Below are 15,741 nucleotides of genomic sequence, written 5' to 3'. Positions count from 1 at the left end.
GCCGCCGCGCGGGCCCGACGGCCCCAGCGGGCCCGGCGGGCCCGGCGGCCCGGGCGGCCCGGGCGGCCCCGGCTCCCCCCGAGAACGGTCGGGGCGCCGCCGTCCGCGCTTCCGCGTGCGCTACCTGGCGATCGTGCTGGTGCTGTGGCTGGCGTTCCTGATCGGCACCCCGATCTACGCCTGGACCCAGGTGACCGAGCGAAACTTCGAGCCGTCGGCGAACCGGCCGGACGAGCAGCCCGGCACCACCTACCTGCTGGTGGGCAGTGACTCGCGGGCCGGGCTCACCAAGGAGCAGCGCCAGGAGTACGGCACCGGCAACGCCGCCGGTCGCCGCACCGACACGATCATGCTGCTGCACACCGGCTCGGGGCCGAACCTGCTGATGTCGATCCCCCGGGACTCGCTGGTCGAGGTGCCCGGCTACGGCACGACCAAGATCAACGCGGCCTACGCCTACGGCGGCCCGCGCCTGCTGGTGCGCACCATCGAGCAGAACACCGGCATCCGGGTCGACCAGTACGTGGAGATCGGCCTGGGCGGCCTCGTCAGCGTCGTCGACGCCGTCGGCGGCATCGAGATCTGCCCGACCCAGGACATGGTCGACCCGCTGGCCAACCTCGACGTGAAGAAGGGCTGCCAGGAGGCCGACGGCACGACCGCGCTCGGCTACGCCCGCTCCCGGCACATCAGCGGCCTCGGCGACATCGACCGGGCCAAGCACCAGCGCGAGGTCGTCTCCGCCGTGGGCGACAAGGTGCTCTCCCCCTGGTCGGTGCTCAACCCCGTCCGCTACTGGAACCTCAACATGGCCGTCACCGACACCTTCGGCTTCGGCGAGGGCCAGCACTGGTGGAACGCCGGGCTGTGGGCGATGGCGATGACCCAGGTGGACGGCGACGCGGGCCTGACCTGCGGCGTGCCGATCGCGGACCTCGCGGTGCACTGGGACCCCGAGCGCTCCACGCAGATGTTCACCGCCATCATCGAGGACGACACCGAGTCGATCCCCGACGGTCTGTGCACCCCGACCGGCATCGAGGGCAACGAGGGCAGCTGACCGCGTCCACCCCGGCCCACCGGACCCGTCCGAGGACGCCGGCGGGGGGTCAGGCGGGGGGTCAGGCGGCGTCGAGCCCCAGCTCGAGGCGCAGGCGGCGCAGGATGCGGCCCAGCAGCCGCGAGACCTGCTCCTGGCTGATGCCCAGCTCCGCCCCGATCTCGGCCTGGGTGCGGCCGGCGAAGAACCGCAGCTGCACGATGCGCCGCTCCCGCGGGCCCAGCACGCGCACGGCAGCGGCGAGCGCGAGGCGCGCCTCGGCGTGGCCGAAGGCCGGGTCCACGGCGCCGAGGAACGCGGAGACCGGGGTGGCCGCGTCGGCGGCCGAGGCCGGCTCGTCCAGCGAGTCGCTGCGGAAGCAGGTCGCCGCGGCGCGCGCCTCGCGCAGCTCCTCGGGCCCCACGCCCAGCGCCGCCGCCAGCTCGGCCTCGTGCGGCGGCCGGCCGAGGCGCTGGAACAGGTCGGACTCCGTGGGCGCCACGCGCACCACGAGCTCCTGGAGGGAGCGGGGCGGGCGCACCGACCAGCCGGTGTCGCGGAAGCTGCGGCGCAGCTCACCCAGGATCGTCGGCACCGCGTAGCCGACGAAGTCGTGCCCCAGGGTCGGGTCGTAGCCGCGGACGGCCTTGACCAGCCCCAGGCTGGCCACCTGCAGCAGGTCCTCGTCCGCGATCCCCCTCCCCCGGTAGCGACGCGCGAGGTCCTGGGAGAGACCGAGGTGCAGCGCGACGACCTCGGCCTCGTAGGCGGCGCGACGCTCGGCCGAGCACGCCCGTGCGCGGAGCAGGAGGCGGGCGGTGCGCACCTGGCGCCGGGCCGCCTCGGAGGCCCGGGGACGAGGCGCGCGAGCCGCGTCGCCGACCACCGCCGCGACCGCGGCCGGGTCGGCCGGCGACTCCTGGGCCGTGCTCATGCGCTCACCACCTCGGTGCACCAGGCACGACACCGACGACGGGACGCGCGCCGGGGCGCACGACCGAGCAGCCGGGGTCACGCTCGTTGTGCGGTCGTGCACCGGTCGGGCACGCCGCCCGGGCGCTGGGGCACCCGTCGTCCTGCCCCCTGATCGTGACACGGGTGCACCGGCTCGCGCAGCGAGAAGGTAAAGAACGTCCGTACCAGCACGCGCCCGGCCTGCTCCCGGCACGCAGACGGGCCGCCCTCCCACGAGGGAGGACGGCCCGGTGCGGGAGCCTCGCTGCTCAGACGGAGGCCGCCGCGCCCTTCTCGCTCGTGGCGCCGTCGGTGGCCAGGCGGCCACCCTTGTCCTCCAGGTGGGCCCGGACGAACCAGTGGAACAGCTCGAGCTGCTCGGTCTGGGCGATGAACATGTCCTGGGTGACCAGGTCGAGGTCGTCCAGCTCCTTGAGGTTGGCGCGGTAGGTGGTGATGACGCCGGTGTAGACGACGTCCAGCGCCGCGAGGTGCTCCTGGGTGCTCGCACGGCCGATGGAGTAGTCGTCCCACTCGCGCTCGCCCACGATCGAGCCGGGCGTGCCCTTCGGGGAGCCGCCCAGGGTCGCGATCCGCTCGGCGAGGTCGTCGGCGAAGCCACGCACGGCCTCGACCTGCGGGTCGATCATCTCGTGCACGGCGATGAAGTGGGGGCCCACCACGTTCCAGTGCACGTGCTTCAGCGTCAGGTGCAGGTCGTTGCAGGCGTGGAGGCGGCCCTGGAGGAGCTCGACGACGCGCTGGGCGTCGGCGTCGCTGAGGCCGGGAGCGGTGTAGTGGAGGTCGGTAGCCATGCCCCCACGGTTCCCGCGGGGCCGGCCGCTCATCCCACCCTCTCAGGTGGTCGGCCCGCTCCCGCAGCGCACCCGACGTGGAGCCGCCCCTGCGGCACCGGTGACTTGGGGGGAACATCGGTGCCCTCAGGGGCGGCGGGGACGACCGAGGCGTCCGCAGGGGGGACGGGGGGACGCCCGGACGAGAGGAGCAGTACCCGCTCGCGCCCGAGGTATGAGCACCCGGCCGTCCGGTCTGGACCGCCGCACCTCACCCCGGCACGAGGCGTCGGGCTGCCGCCGCCAGCCGGGCCGCGACGGCCTCCAGCGGGCCGCGGAGGCCGGCCAGCACCAGGGCGGCTCCCAGGACGACGAGCAGCAGCGCCTGCTGGGCCCAGGCCTGCGCCCCCGCGCCGGTGCCCGTGCCGGTGGTCAGCACCACGTGCAGCGTGTAGCCGCTCAGCGTGGCCGCCCCGGCGCCCGACAGCACGGCGAGCGCCCGGGCGAGAGGTGCGCCGGCCGCCCGCGCACCGCGCTCGAGCAGCAGGCACGCCGCGAGCACCGCGACCGACGAGGCCATGGTGGCCGCCAGGTCGGGCGGGGTGCTGGCGTGCGGGGCCAGCACGAGCAGCCAGGCCCAGGAGCCGTCCGTGGGGGTCTGTCCGAACATGCCGGTGTCGACCAGGAGCCGCAGCATCTCCGCCGGCGGGGTGACCTCGCCGCCCTGGCCGAGCGGCGCGGAGGTGCCCAGGGCGTCCAGGACGACGGGCAGGCGCATGAGCCCGTGCGCGACGGAGGTGACGAGGGCGGCCACGACCACTCCCCCGACCGCGGCCGCGGCCAGCACCTCGGTGCGCAGCCGGGCCAGGTCGAGCCGCCCGATGCCCATGCCGAGCAGCAGGTAGGCCAGCCACGCCACGACCGGGTAGTAGCCGGTCACCAGCAGCTCGGCCAGGAGGTGGCCGGGCTCCGCCAGGGAGTCCAGCGACGGGCTCGCCGACCCGCGCTCGGGCAGCAGCGGACGCAGCACCTGGAGCAGCACGGGGCCGAGCACGACCCAGACCAGCGCGAGCCCGAGCAGGACCCGGGCGCCGAGCGGCACCAGCAGCGCACCCAGGACGAAGAGCACCGCGTAGTTCACCAGGATCACCGCGATCCCGGAGTCGAGCCCTCCCAGCACCAGCCCGACGGCCCCGACGACCAGCGCGCGGGCGAGGAGCCCCGCGGCCGCCCGGGCCCAGGCCCGACCGCGCGCGGGGCGGGTGCGCCCCGAGAGGAGTGCCAGGCTCACCCCGGCCAGGACGGCGAACAGCGCGGAGGCGCGTCCGCTGAACCACCAGCCGACCGCGGAGGGCGTCCCGTCGTCGTTCGCGACCGAGACCAGGTGCGTGGCCATCATCGCCAGCAGCGCGAGCAGGCGGGCGAGGTCGACGCCGATCAGGCGCGCGGGGCCGCCGACCCGGTCCGCCCGCGGGCCGGCGGCCGCGGGCGTGGCGCCGGTCGGCCGGTCGGCGGGCGCTGCCCCGCCGCGTCCGCGCTCGCCCATCGCCTGCCCGCCCGCGGCGGGGCTCAGAAGCCCAGTCGCTGGGCCGGTGCCGAGGCCCGTCGGACGGCCTCGCCCTTGGCGGTGGCCGCGTCGTGCAGCTCGGCCTGGAAGGCCTCCATCTTCTCCCGCAGACCGGCGTCGGAGGCCGCCAGCACCCGCACCGCGAGCAGGCCGGCGTTGCGGGCGTTGCCGATGGCCACGGTGGCCACGGGGACGCCGGCGGGCATCTGGACGATGGAGAGCAGCGAGTCCATGCCGTCGAGGTACTTCAGCGGCACGGGCACCCCGATCACCGGCAGCGGGGTGAGCGCGGCGAGCATGCCGGGCAGGTGCGCGGCGCCGCCGGCGCCCGCGATGATCACCTGCAGGCCACGCCCGGCGGCCTCGCGGCCGTAGGTGACCATCTCGGTCGGCATCCGGTGCGCCGAGACCACGTCGGCCTCGTAGGCGACGCCGAACTCCTCGCAGGCCTTCGCCGCGGCCTCCATCACGGGCCAGTCGGAGTCGGACCCCATGACGATGCCGACGCGGGGGGCGGTGCTGTGCGGGGTGGTGCTTCTCGGGGTGGTGCTGGACTCACTCATCGTTCACTCGCTCTCGTTGCCGAGGTCGCCGCGGAACCAGGCCGCGGCGTGGCGCGCGCGCTCGAGGCAGTCCTCGAGGTCGTCGCCGTAGACGTTGACGTGCCCGACCTTGCGGCCGGGCCGGGACTCCTTGCCGTACAGGTGCACCCGCAGGTGCGGGTCGCGGGCGAGGGCGTGCGGGTAGCCGTCGTAGAGGCGCCCGGGGCCCTCGCCGTCCGGCTCGGGGCCGCCGAGGATGTTGACCATCACCGACCAGGGCGCCCGCGGGGCGGGCGAGCCGAGCGGGAGGTCCATCACCGCGCGCAGGTGGTTCTCGAACTGCGAGGTGACCGCGCCGTCCTGCGTCCAGTGGCCGGTGTTGTGCGGGCGCATGGCCAGCTCGTTGACGAGGATGCGGCCGTCGCGGGTCTCGAAGAGCTCCACGGCCAGCACGCCGGTGACGCCGAGCTCGCCGGCCACGCGCAGCGCCAGCTGCTGGGCCTGCCCGGCCAGCTCCTCCGACAGGTCCGGCGCGGGGGCGACGACCTCGTGGCAGATGCCGTCGAGCTGCGTCGTCTGCACCACCGGGTAGGCGGCGGCCTGCCCGGAGGGCGAGCGGACGACGATGGCGGAGAGCTCGCGGGAGAAGTCGACGAGCTCCTCGGCCAGGATGCGCACCCCGCTCCGCCGGGCGGTCTCGAACGGCTCGGTGCAGTCCGCGGCCAAGCGGACGACCCACACGCCCTTGCCGTCGTAGCCGCCGCGGGTGGTCTTGAGGACGCACGGGAACCCGAACTCCTCGACCTCCGCGGTGTCGGCGACCACCGCGTTGCGCGGGCAGGGCACCCCGAGGGCGCCGAGCCGCTCCCGCATGACCGCCTTGTCCTGGGCGTGCACGAGGGCGTCCGGACCGGGTCGCACGGCCACGCCGTCGGCCTCCAGGGCCCGCAGGTGGTCGGTGGGCACGTGCTCGTGGTCGAAGGTGACCACGGCGCAGCCCTCGGTGATCGCCCGCAGGGCGTCGAGGTCGCGGTAGTCGCCGACCTCGTGGTCGACGATGACCTGGGCGGCCGAGACGCCGGGAGCCTCGGCCAGCAGGCGCAGCGGCAGGGCGAGCGCGAGGGCCGGCTGGGCCATCATCCGGGCGAGCTGGCCGCCGCCGATCACGGCGAGGGTGGGGGCCAGGGGGTTGCGGTCGGGGTGGGACGTGTCGGGCACGGGGGCCAGCGTAGGCGGCGGGGCGCCGCAGCCGGGAAGTCGCACGCGGCGGTGGGACGCACGGAGGGTCCGGACGCACGCAGCCCCGGCCGGTGGCCGGGGCTGGGTGCGGGGAGGTGGTGCCGGGCCCTGCTGGGTCGTGCTGGGTCGTGCTGGGGGGGTGGAGTCTCCGTCGAGGGAGGCTCAGGCCGCAGGGGTGGCCTTCTCGAAGCGCAGGCCCTTGCCGCGGATCGTGGTGATGAGGTGCGGGCTGCGGCTGTCGTCGCCGAGCTTGCGTCGCACCCACCCGAGGTGGACGTCGATGGTCTTCGACGACGTCCAGAAGGACGTGTGCCACACGTCGCGCATGAGCTCGTCACGCGTCACGATGTCGCCGGCCCGGGTGATGAGGGCGTGGACGAGGTCGAACTCCTTGCGGGAGAGCGCGACCTCGTCGGGCCCGCGCCACGCGCGACGCGACTCCGGGTCGAGGGAGATGTTCTGAACCTTGATCACGACCTCAGGGTAAGCAAAGAGATCGGCCGGCACCCACCCCTTGGCCACAATGGGCAGTGACATCTTCAGGTCAGGAATGCCCGACAGGCGTGCACGCCCCATGAAGACGGCAGGTAAAGGACACCGACAACCTCTTTTTGCGTGCCGTTTGCATTCTTGCAGGTCAGAACGCAGGAAACGCTTGACGCGGTGGTGGTGGCACTACCACGTCGCAGGGGCGTTCACCAGTGATCCACCTCTCGGGTGGACGGTCGTGCACGCTTGCGGACCGGGCGTGTCCCGTCAGCGGCGACGCACCGCAAGCGGTTCCACGATGCCGAACCCGCGCACCGGCCGAGCAGCGAGGTGGCGGGTCTCGAACCGGTCGTCCGGCAGGCGCTCAGCGGTCTCCGCGTCGACGATGATCCGGTTGCGTCGGGCCACGTTCGTGAGCCGGGCGGCCATGTTCACCGGCGGTCCGAACACGTCGCCCATCCGCATGACCACGCTGCCGGTGGCCAGGCCCACCCGGACGTCGGGCATCCGGGAGTCGCGGCCGATGACGTTGATGATCCCCTCGGCGGTGTCGTAGGCGCGCTCGACATCGTCGTTGACGAAGAGCACGGAGTCGCCGATGGACTTGATGATCCGGCCCCGCTGGGAGGAGACGACGTCGGCGCACCGGGTCTCGAACAGCTCGACCAGGTCGCCGATCCGCTCCTGGGTCAGCGTGTTGGACAGCGCCGTGAACCCGACGATGTCGGCGAAGCCGATCGTCTGGCTGACGGTGTGCAGGTCGGCGTCCTCCGAGCCCAGGGCCTCGATCCGGCCGGCGGCGGCGGCCAGGTGTCGCCGCCAGGCGTAGATGAGCAGCTCCTCGAACGGCTTGGTGAAGCCCGAGACCAGCTCCAGCGCCGCGTCCACCCGGCTGCCGTGCTCGGGGTCGGTGGCCTGGATCTCCTCCACGCGCTGCACCATGGCCGAGACCTCCCAGTCCGCCAGGCGCGCCATCGTCTGGCCCAGCGCCCGCGTGAGGTTCACGGCCAGGTCGAAGCTCAGCAGCCCGGAGCGGGTCACCTCCCCCAGCGTCCGCACCGCCTCGGCGTCGGAGGGCAGGAAGGCCGCCACGTCGTCGGCGTACTCCGGGAAGCCCAGCGCGCGCCACAGGCGTCGCGCCTGGTCGGAGGGCACGCCGGCCCACTCCGCGACCTCCGGCGAGGTGAGCACGGGCAGGTCCCCGAGGATGGCCTGCTCGAGGGGGCTCGGGATGTGCTCGTCGTCGCGCGGCAACGCGGCTCCTCAGTTCCTGGTGCGGTGGTTCACCGCGCGGCGTCCCCGCGCGGGTGGCTCTCTCGAGCACGGACGGCGGCGGGGCACCCGACCCCCGGGGCACCGCGCTCGGGGTCAGTCTGTCACCCCGCCCGACACCCCGGCCACGTCCGTGGGGGTCGGTGGGGGTCGGTGGGGGTCGGTGGGCGGTCCGCGGGGGTCCGTGGGCCCCGGGAGGCGCTGCTGCGGCTCAGTCCTCCGCGGGCCGCACGTGCACGACGTCGCCCGCTCCCACGGCCACGGGGTCGCCGGAGCCGCCCTCGGCCGCCACGAGCAGCCGCCCGTCCTCGTCCACCCCGACGGCCTCGCCGACGAGCGGCTCCCCCACCGGCAGCGAGACCCGGACGCGGCGGCCGACGGTGTCGCAGGCGGCGAGGTAGTCCTCGCGCAGGGTCCGGTCGCGCACCGGGCTGGGGTGGCCCGGCCGCGCCGCGTCCTGGCCGACCTCCGCCCAGACCTCCACGCGGGCCACGAGGTCGGCGACCAGCGCGAGCAGCAGGTCGGTGCGGTCCGGCACGTCCACCCGCCCGCCCGTCCGCCCGCCTGTCCGCCCCGCCTCCTCCGCGTGCACCCGCAGCGAGGTGGCGGTCGGCACCGGCAGGTCGGCGGCCCGGAGGCCGACGTTGAGGCCGACCCCCAGCACGGCCGCGGCCCCGAGGTCCGAGCCCCGGGGGGCCTCCACCCGCTCGAGCAGGATGCCGGCCAGCTTGCGCCCGTCCAGCAGCACGTCGTTGGGCCACTTCAGCCGGGCCGGGTGGCCGAGGCGAGCCAGCGTGGCGGCCACGGAGGTGCCGGTGAGCAGCGGCAGCCACGGCCAGCCGGCCAGCGGCACGTCGGGTCGCACCAGCAGCGAGAAGGTGAGCGCGGTGCCCGGGGGCGTCGTCCACGCCCGGTCGAGGCGGCCCCGCCCGGCCGTCTGGTGCTCGGCGACGACCACGAGCGGGCCGGGCTCGCCGTCGCGGGCCAGGGCGGCCGCGTGGGCGTTGGTCGAGGGGCTCTGCGTCAGCAGCAGGACGCGGGCCCCACCGGGGCGGGCGTCTGCGAGCACGCCCGCGTCCAAGGGGTCGTCCAAGGGAGCGTCCAAGGGGCCGTCCAAGGGGGTCTCGAGGGGCGCCTGGGACGCCCCCTTACCGCATCCGGCCGCGGAGGTCAGTGACGGGAGTCGCGTGGGGTCGTCGCTCACGGGGACTACATTGACGCACGATCCGCGCGCGGACGTACGCAGGTACCGGGGCACCAGGCCCCGCCGGCACGTCCCGCAGTCGCACCACAGGAGGTCGAGACGACGTGAGCGCCATGCCGGGCGAGGGCACCGAGATCCCCACGGGGCCGGACGCCCCGGACCTGACCACGACGGCGGGCAAGCTGGCCGACTACGAGCGCCGGATCGACGAGGCCGTGCACGCCGGGTCGGCCAAGGCCGTCGAGAAGCAGCACGCCAAGGGCCGCCAGACCGCGCGCGAGCGCATCGAGCAGCTCTTCGACGAGGGGTCCTTCGTCGAGCTCGACGAGCTGGCCCGCCACCGCTCCACGGCCTTCGGCCTGGAGAAGAACCGCCCCTACGGCGACGGCGTCATCACCGGCTACGGCACGATCGACGGCCGTCAGGTGTGCGTGTTCTCCCAGGACTTCACGATCTTCGGCGGCTCCCTCGGCGAGGTCTACGGCGAGAAGATCACCAAGGTCATGGACCTGGCGATCCGCACCGGCAGCCCGATCATCGGCATCAACGAGGGTGCCGGCGCCCGCATCCAGGAGGGCGTGGTCTCGCTCGGCCTGTACGGCGAGATCTTCAAGCGCAACGTGCACGCCTCGGGCGTGATCCCGCAGATCAGCCTCATCATGGGCAACTGCGCCGGCGGCCACGTCTACTCCCCCGCCGTCACCGACTTCACCGTGATGGTCGACAAGACCTCGGCGATGTTCATCACCGGCCCGGACGTCATCAAGACCGTCACCGGCGAGGACGTCTCGATGGAGGAGCTGGGCGGCGCGCGGACGCACAACACCAAGTCCGGCAACGCCCACTACATGGCCTCGGACGAGGCGGACGCGCTGGAGTACGTGAAGGCGCTGATCTCCTACCTGCCGCAGAACAACCTCGACGAGCTGCCGCGCTTCGCCGAGACCGCGGACCTGGAGCCGAGCGAGACCGACCTGGCGCTCGACACGATCATCCCGGACTCCCCGAACCAGCCCTACGACATCCACGACGTCATCGGCGCCGTGGTCGACGCTGACGAGGACGGGCGGGGCGAGTTCCTGGAGGTCCAGGAGCTCTTCGCGCCCAACATCGTCGTCGGCTTCGGCCGGGTCGAGGGCTCCCCGGTCGGCGTGGTGGCCAACCAGCCGATGCAGTTCGCGGGCACCCTCGACATCGACGCCTCGGAGAAGGCCGCCCGGTTCGTCCGGTTCTGCGACGCCTTCAACATCCCGGTGCTGACCTTCGTCGACGTGCCCGGCTTCCTGCCCGGCACCGACCAGGAGTGGGACGGCATCATCCGCCGCGGCGCGAAGCTGATCTACGCCTACGCGGAGGCCACCGTCCCCCTGGTCACGATCATCACCCGCAAGGCCTACGGCGGCGCCTACGACGTCATGGGCTCCAAGCACCTCGGCGCCGACATCAACCTCGCCTGGCCCACCGCCCAGATCGCGGTCATGGGCGCCCAGGGCGCGGCGAACATCCTGCACCGCAAGACGCTGAAGAAGGTCGCGGACGCGGGCGGCGACGTGGAGGCCACGCGCGCCGAGCTGATCGACGAGTACGAGAAGACGCTGGCGAACCCCTACATCGCCGCCGAGCGCGGCTACGTGGACGCCGTCATCGCCCCCCGCGAGACCCGCGCCGAGGTGGTCAAGGCGCTGCGCCTCCTGGCCGGCAAGCGCGAGGTGCTGCCGCCCAAGAAGCACGGGAACATCCCGCTGTGAGCGCCGAGTCCCCCACGCCCGAGCCGGCGCAGCAGCGCCCGGTGCTGCGCGTCCTGACCCCCGGTGCGACGCCGGAGGAGATCGCGGCCGTCGTGGCCGTGGTCTCCGCGCTGTCGGCTCCGGTCGCGGCGGCCCCGGCGCCGCCTCGCCGGGAGTGGAACCACCCGGCCAGGCTGGTGCGTGCCGCGCACCGGACGGGCCGTGGCGCATGGCGAGCCAGCGCCCGCTGAGCCGTCGGACCCACCGGGGCCCGGTCAGGTGACACCCGTCACCCGACCGGGCCCTTTCTCGTGCGGGTTTCCTCGAGCCGCCCGACATCTTGAGCCACGTCGTGGACAATCTTGAGGCGGAGCGGGGAACGGTCTTGAGGGTCGGGCACCAGGCTGGAGCCCATGACCGCTCCCCAGCCCGGTCCCGACCAGAGAGCACAGGCGTGAACGACGAGAACGACCTCCCCCGCCCCGCGGCCGTCCCGTCGACGGTCCGGGCCGGTCGCGACGACGAGGCGCTGCCGTTCGTGGACAGCGACATGCAGGCCTACGCCAGCGAGTTCCTCGACGGTCTCGAGGCGCTGCCCGTGCGGCCCACGGTCGGGTGCATCATCCCGGCCTACAACGAGGCCGAGACGATCGCGGGCGTGCTGGACAGCCTGCTCATGCAGACCCGGCTCCCCGACGTCATCCACCTGATCGTCAACAACACCTCCGACGACTCCGTGGAGATCGCCAGCCACTACGCGGGCCCGCACACGCGGATGACCCCGACGGGCGAGCAGAGCACGGTCGTCTACGTCCACGACATCGGCAAGAACCCCGACAAGAAGGTCGGTGCGCTCAACTACGGCTACTCGCTGGTCGAGCACATGGACTACCTGCTCGGGGTGGACGGCGACACCACGCCGGAGCCGGACGCCATCGAGCACCTGGTGGCCGAGATCAGCTCCGACGACCGCATCGGCGGCATCTCGGCGATCTACTCGATCGACGACTCGGCGATGGACGGCCTCATGGCCAAGTTCCTGATCGCGGGGCAGCGGGCCCAGTTCTCGGCCTTCAACATGCAGAACCTGCTGAAGGGCCGCAACATGGCGGTGCTCGGCGGCCAGTTCTCCCTCTTCTCCACGCAGGCGCTGCGCGACGTGCTGCGCGACAGCCACCAGCGGACCCCGTGGGTCAACGACTCCGAGGTCGAGGACTCGCTGCTCTCCCTGCAGATCAAGTCCGCCGGCTACCTGACGAAGATCTCCGCCCGGGCCCGCGCCCACGTGGGCGGCATGACGACCCTGCGCTCGCTGGACGCGCAGCAGGTGAAGTGGAACTTCGGCGCCATCGACCTCATGTGGCCGGGCCAGCGGGGCGACACCCGGGGCCAGCCGTTCCACCCGAACCTGCGGCTGCGCTGGTTCGAGCACTTCTCGATGGTGCTCAACATGACCACGCGCCTCATGTTCGTGCTCATGCTGACCTGGGCGCTGGCGTTCCAGGCGTTCGTGTTCACGCCGTGGTGGCTGATCCCGCCGCTGGCCGCGGTGTGGCTGAACTTCCGAGTGGCGCACTCGATGGAGTTCCGCAACCGGCGCGACTACCTGTTCGTGCTGCTGGTCTTCCCGGCGGAGCTGTACATGGTGATCCGGATGGGTCACTTCGTCCGCGCCTGGTGGAAGTTCTTCTCCCAGCAGCAGACGGACAACTGGGCCGCCCAGGCGAAGGCCGAGCGCGGCAAGGGCGTGGCGTGGCTGTACCCGTTCGCCCTCGTGGCCGGCCTGTGGCTGGCGGCCTGGGGCGGCTGGCAGTACGGGCCGCTGACGCCCGACCTCAAGTCCGACGTCCTCTTCGTCGGCTGGCGCCTGCTGGGCGTCATCACGGTCCTCCAGACGGTCTGGATGATCATCAAGGCCACCAAGCGGTACCGGGGGTACACGGCATGAGCACGCGCAGGACGTTCCGAGCGGTGGCGACGGGCGGGGTGCTCGCCCTCGTCCTCTCCCTCACGGGCGGGTGCAGCTTCTTCGACCCCAGCCGGCAGGACGCCGAGCCCGAGGCCGCGGAGACCACGGCCGTCGCCTCCGCCGACGCGGAGGAGGAGGTGCGGGCGACCCAGTTCACCCGCGACGGCACCTTCCAGTCGCACATCTCGGTCAAGGGCGCCGAGGACGTCGACTTCGTCTACACGCTGTACCCGACCAAGTCGACGCCGCGCACCAACGAGTGGTACCCGCGCGGCTCGAAGTACTTCAGCTTCACGTTCCAGGCCTACGACCTGGCTCGTCCGCTGCGCGCCCCGTTCGCCACCAAGCGGCGGGTCTACCTGAGCCGGATCAAGGTCACCTCCAGCACCGTGACGGAGAGCGGCGCCACCCAGCAGCCCTACTCCCTGGACGCGGTCGCGAAGAAGGTCACCTTCGACCCCGAGCCCGAGAGCACCCGCTACGGCATGCTCATCTCCTCGCCGAAGGGCTCCTTCGAGCTGCGCAACCAGCGCATCCGGCCGACCTCGCTGGACACTGAGCGGGTCGTGCTCACCTTCACCGCCACCGTGCACGTGCAGACCCGTGCGGGCGGCTCGGACTACATCACGCGCACCGTGCGCCAGCGGGTGCCGATCACGATCTTCCCCTCGACGGAGAAGACCGCGGTCGCCGACATCCCGATCAACGCGAACTGACGACGAGCCCACGGACGCACCGAGGCCCGGCCCCCGCGGGGGTCGGGCCTCCGTGCTTGTGGTCGGTCAGAGCGTCTGGGCGAGCCGGTACCCGACGCCGCGCACGGTCTCGACGTACCGGGGGTTGCTGGAGTCGTCACCCAGCTTGCGTCGCAGGTTGGCGATGTGGACCTCGACGGAGCGCTTGTCTGCCTCGTTGACGAAGTAGGAGGTCACGTACTGCTGGCCGCGCATCGTGAGCACGAGGTCGGCCTTGGAGCGGACCCGGCGGCCGGTGCTGAGCAGGGAGGCCAGCAGGTCGAACTCGGTGCGCGTCAGGTCCACGGCGGAGCCGGCGATGGTGACGGTGCGCGTCTCGGCGTTCAGCCCCAGGCCGTTGAAGTGCACCCACGCACCGTCGGTGCTGGGGCCGCGGGGGCCGGGGTCCTGCGGCGGCACCGGCTGGTGCGGCACGGCGTGCAGGTAGGCGGGCGCGGGCTGCGCCACCGGGGCCGGGGTCGGGCTCGGGGTCGGGGCAGGTGCCGGGCTCGCCTCGGGGGCGGGACGCAGCGGGGCGACCGGGGCGCCACCGTCCGCGGGCGGGGCCGGCTGTGCCGCAGGCTGGGCCGGCGGCAGGGGGTTCTGCTGCAGGGTGCGCGCGGCCTCCTGGGCCCACCCGCTCGCGCGGCCGTCGTCGGCCACGTCCTGGCGCATGCGCGGCCGACGCAGCATCGAGTCCGCCCGGGCCCGCAACTCACGGGGCCGGAACGGCTTGACAAGGTAGTCGTCGGCGCCGGCCTCGAACCCCTGCACGACGTCGATCTCGTCGGCGAGCGCCGTGATCATGATCAGGTAGGTGTTGGAGAACTCCCGCACCCGCTTGGCCACCGCGAAGCCGTCCATGCCGGGCATGTTGACGTCCAGCGTCGTGATCAACGGGGTGTGCTGGCGCACGGCCTCGACACCCTCGAACCCGTCCTTCGCGAGGATCGTCCGGAAGCCGGACTGCGTGAGGACGATGTCGATGAGGTCGCGGACGTCGGGATCATCCTCGATGATCACCGCGGTCCAGTCCTGGCTGCTTGCCATGCCCGGCAGCCTATAGCAGCGACCTGTGCCGAGTACGCGGACCCGGGCGGGTGGACGCACGTGCCCACAGTCGTCGGACCAGCTCTCCGGCCAGGGCCGGCGGCCGAGCCCCTCGGCGGGTCACCAGCCCGCGGCCTCCGCCAGGTCGACCGCGCGCTCGGGCCACAGCAGGCCGGCCTCCGGGCCGCCCCGGCAGGTCCCGTCGCTCTCGCCCGGAGGCTTGACCCACAGGTAGGCGTCCAGCCCCGTGCCGTCGTCGACGAAGCCCGGGCGCAGGCCCAGCGCCCGGCCCGCGGGGTTGCACCAGACCCGGGTCGCTCCGTGGCCGTTGCGGCCACGGTCGATCACCCAGTGGGAGCCGCCGAGCAGGGTCGAGAGCCGGGTCGCGTAGGCCTCCTCGTCCTCGTCGGTCTGGTAGTTGGCCACGTTGGTGGCGAAACCGCGCACCCGGTCGACCCCCACCGCCCTCAGCAGGCGGGCCATGCGGGCCGGGCGCACCCAGTCGGCGTGGCCGGCGTCCACGTAGGTGGTGACCCCGGCGTCGACCAGCAGGTCGACGGCCGCGGAGAGGTGCTTGACCCGGGAGGCGCGCAGGCCGCACGCCGTCGCCGAGGCCAGCGCGTCGGGCTCGAGGACGACGACGGCGGTGCTGCCGCCCAGCGCGTCGCCGATCTCGCCCACCCAGCGGGCGTAGTCGTCGGCCGAGGTGCCGCCGGCGGAGTACCCCGCTTCGCAGTCGCGGTGCGGGACGCCGTAGACGACGAAGGTCACCACCGCGTCGTCGGCGGCGGCCTCGGCGACCAGCGCAGAGGCGTACGCACCGACCTCGCCGATCGGGTGCACCTCCGGCGTCAGCCAGGTGCCCGCGGAGACCGCGGCCAGCGCCGAGAGCAGACGGGCCCGCTCGGTGAGGCCGGCCGCCTCGGCGTCGGCCACCCCGAGCGCCGTGCGGGAGGCCGGGTCTACGAACAGACCCTGCTCGGCGTAGCGGTTGCGCTGCTGCGGGTCGACGGAGAACGGACCTGCCTCGGAGCGCCAGGCCCAGCCGAGGACCGCGGCGACGGCGACGAGCACGAGGACGACCCCGAGCACCAGGACCCGCGGGGAGCCGCTGCGCGAGCGCTCGGTGGACATGCGGCACATCATGCCGGACCGGAGCGC

General features: G+C 73.4%; 15 protein-coding genes. 5 read left to right on the top strand and 10 right to left on the bottom strand.

Features of this window, described 5'->3' with window-relative positions; genetic code table 11:
• On the top strand, positions 1-1,060 hold a 1,060-nt coding region (locus tag M8330_RS13650; RefSeq protein ID WP_250827776.1), incomplete at its 5' end, for an LCP family protein.
• Between the two features lie 61 nt (positions 1,061-1,121).
• Here the strand turns inward: M8330_RS13650 and M8330_RS13645 are convergent.
• The 8 genes from M8330_RS13645 to M8330_RS13610 all read right to left on the bottom strand — a co-directional run bounded on the left by M8330_RS13645 (position 1,122) and on the right by M8330_RS13610 (position 8,989).
• A complete protein-coding gene (locus M8330_RS13645) occupies positions 1,122-1,973 on the bottom strand; it encodes a sigma-70 family RNA polymerase sigma factor (RefSeq protein ID WP_250827775.1) in 852 nt (283 codons plus the stop codon).
• Positions 1,974-2,262: 289 nt separating this feature from the next.
• A complete protein-coding gene (locus M8330_RS13640; RefSeq protein ID WP_250827774.1) occupies positions 2,263-2,808 on the bottom strand; it encodes a Dps family protein in 546 nt (181 codons plus the stop codon).
• 250 nt (positions 2,809-3,058) lie between these two features.
• Positions 3,059-4,333 (bottom strand): heparan-alpha-glucosaminide N-acetyltransferase domain-containing protein, encoded by a 1,275-nt coding sequence (locus tag M8330_RS13635; RefSeq protein WP_250827773.1) that lies wholly within the window; start codon positions 4,331-4,333, stop codon positions 3,059-3,061.
• A 23-nt stretch (positions 4,334-4,356) separates the two neighbouring features.
• Positions 4,357-4,917 (bottom strand): 5-(carboxyamino)imidazole ribonucleotide mutase, encoded by a 561-nt coding sequence (purE, locus tag M8330_RS13630; RefSeq protein ID WP_250827772.1) that lies wholly within the window; start codon positions 4,915-4,917, stop codon positions 4,357-4,359.
• 3 nt (positions 4,918-4,920) lie between these two features.
• Positions 4,921-6,159, bottom strand: coding sequence for a 5-(carboxyamino)imidazole ribonucleotide synthase (locus M8330_RS13625; RefSeq protein WP_372490218.1), 1,239 nt, complete (start codon positions 6,157-6,159; stop codon positions 4,921-4,923).
• A 138-nt stretch (positions 6,160-6,297) separates the two neighbouring features.
• Complete coding sequence (locus tag M8330_RS13620; protein WP_250053417.1) at positions 6,298-6,609, bottom strand: winged helix-turn-helix domain-containing protein; 312 nt, start codon at positions 6,607-6,609, stop codon at positions 6,298-6,300.
• A gap of 282 nt (positions 6,610-6,891) precedes the next feature.
• Entirely contained in the window at positions 6,892-7,878 is a 987-nt protein-coding gene (locus tag M8330_RS13615; protein ID WP_250053414.1) for an adenylate/guanylate cyclase domain-containing protein, read from the bottom strand.
• Between the two features lie 229 nt (positions 7,879-8,107).
• Positions 8,108-8,989 (bottom strand): biotin--[acetyl-CoA-carboxylase] ligase, encoded by an 882-nt coding sequence (locus M8330_RS13610; RefSeq protein WP_250827771.1) that lies wholly within the window; start codon positions 8,987-8,989, stop codon positions 8,108-8,110.
• A 224-nt stretch (positions 8,990-9,213) separates the two neighbouring features.
• Here M8330_RS13610 and M8330_RS13605 point away from each other — a divergent pair, with 224 nt between their 5' ends.
• The 4 genes from M8330_RS13605 to M8330_RS13590 all read left to right on the top strand — a co-directional run bounded on the left by M8330_RS13605 (position 9,214) and on the right by M8330_RS13590 (position 13,512).
• Entirely contained in the window at positions 9,214-10,848 is a 1,635-nt protein-coding gene (locus tag M8330_RS13605; protein ID WP_250827781.1) for an acyl-CoA carboxylase subunit beta, read from the top strand.
• On the top strand, positions 10,845-11,078 hold the full coding sequence (locus M8330_RS13600) for an acyl-CoA carboxylase epsilon subunit (protein WP_250827770.1): 234 nt from the start codon (positions 10,845-10,847) through the stop codon (positions 11,076-11,078). The genes M8330_RS13605 and M8330_RS13600 overlap by 4 nt, the downstream gene beginning before the upstream one ends.
• Positions 11,079-11,281: 203 nt before the next feature.
• Positions 11,282-12,775: a glycosyltransferase family 2 protein gene (locus tag M8330_RS13595; protein ID WP_250827769.1), complete on the top strand. Its 1,494-nt coding sequence runs from the start codon at positions 11,282-11,284 to the stop codon at positions 12,773-12,775.
• The gene (locus M8330_RS13590; RefSeq protein ID WP_250827768.1) at positions 12,772-13,512 is read left to right on the top strand and encodes a hypothetical protein; all 741 of its coding nucleotides are present in this window, start codon (positions 12,772-12,774) and stop codon (positions 13,510-13,512) included. The genes M8330_RS13595 and M8330_RS13590 overlap by 4 nt, the downstream gene beginning before the upstream one ends.
• Positions 13,513-13,578: 66 nt before the next feature.
• Here M8330_RS13590 and M8330_RS13585 read toward each other — a convergent pair whose 3' ends face one another.
• On the bottom strand, positions 13,579-14,580 hold the full coding sequence (locus tag M8330_RS13585; protein WP_250827767.1) for a response regulator transcription factor: 1,002 nt from the start codon (positions 14,578-14,580) through the stop codon (positions 13,579-13,581).
• A gap of 120 nt (positions 14,581-14,700) precedes the next feature.
• Positions 14,701-15,714 (bottom strand): glycoside hydrolase family 6 protein, encoded by a 1,014-nt coding sequence (locus M8330_RS13580; protein WP_250053403.1) that lies wholly within the window; start codon positions 15,712-15,714, stop codon positions 14,701-14,703.
• Between the last annotated feature and the right edge of the window lie 27 nt (positions 15,715-15,741).

Origin of the sequence: Nocardioides bruguierae (assembly GCF_023656415.1) — a bacterium.
In the GTDB taxonomy this organism is placed as follows: Bacteria; Actinomycetota; Actinomycetes; order Propionibacteriales; family Nocardioidaceae; genus Nocardioides; species Nocardioides bruguierae.
Note: the sequence above shows the minus strand (reverse complement) of the source record. Positions and strands in the feature narration are given on the sequence as shown.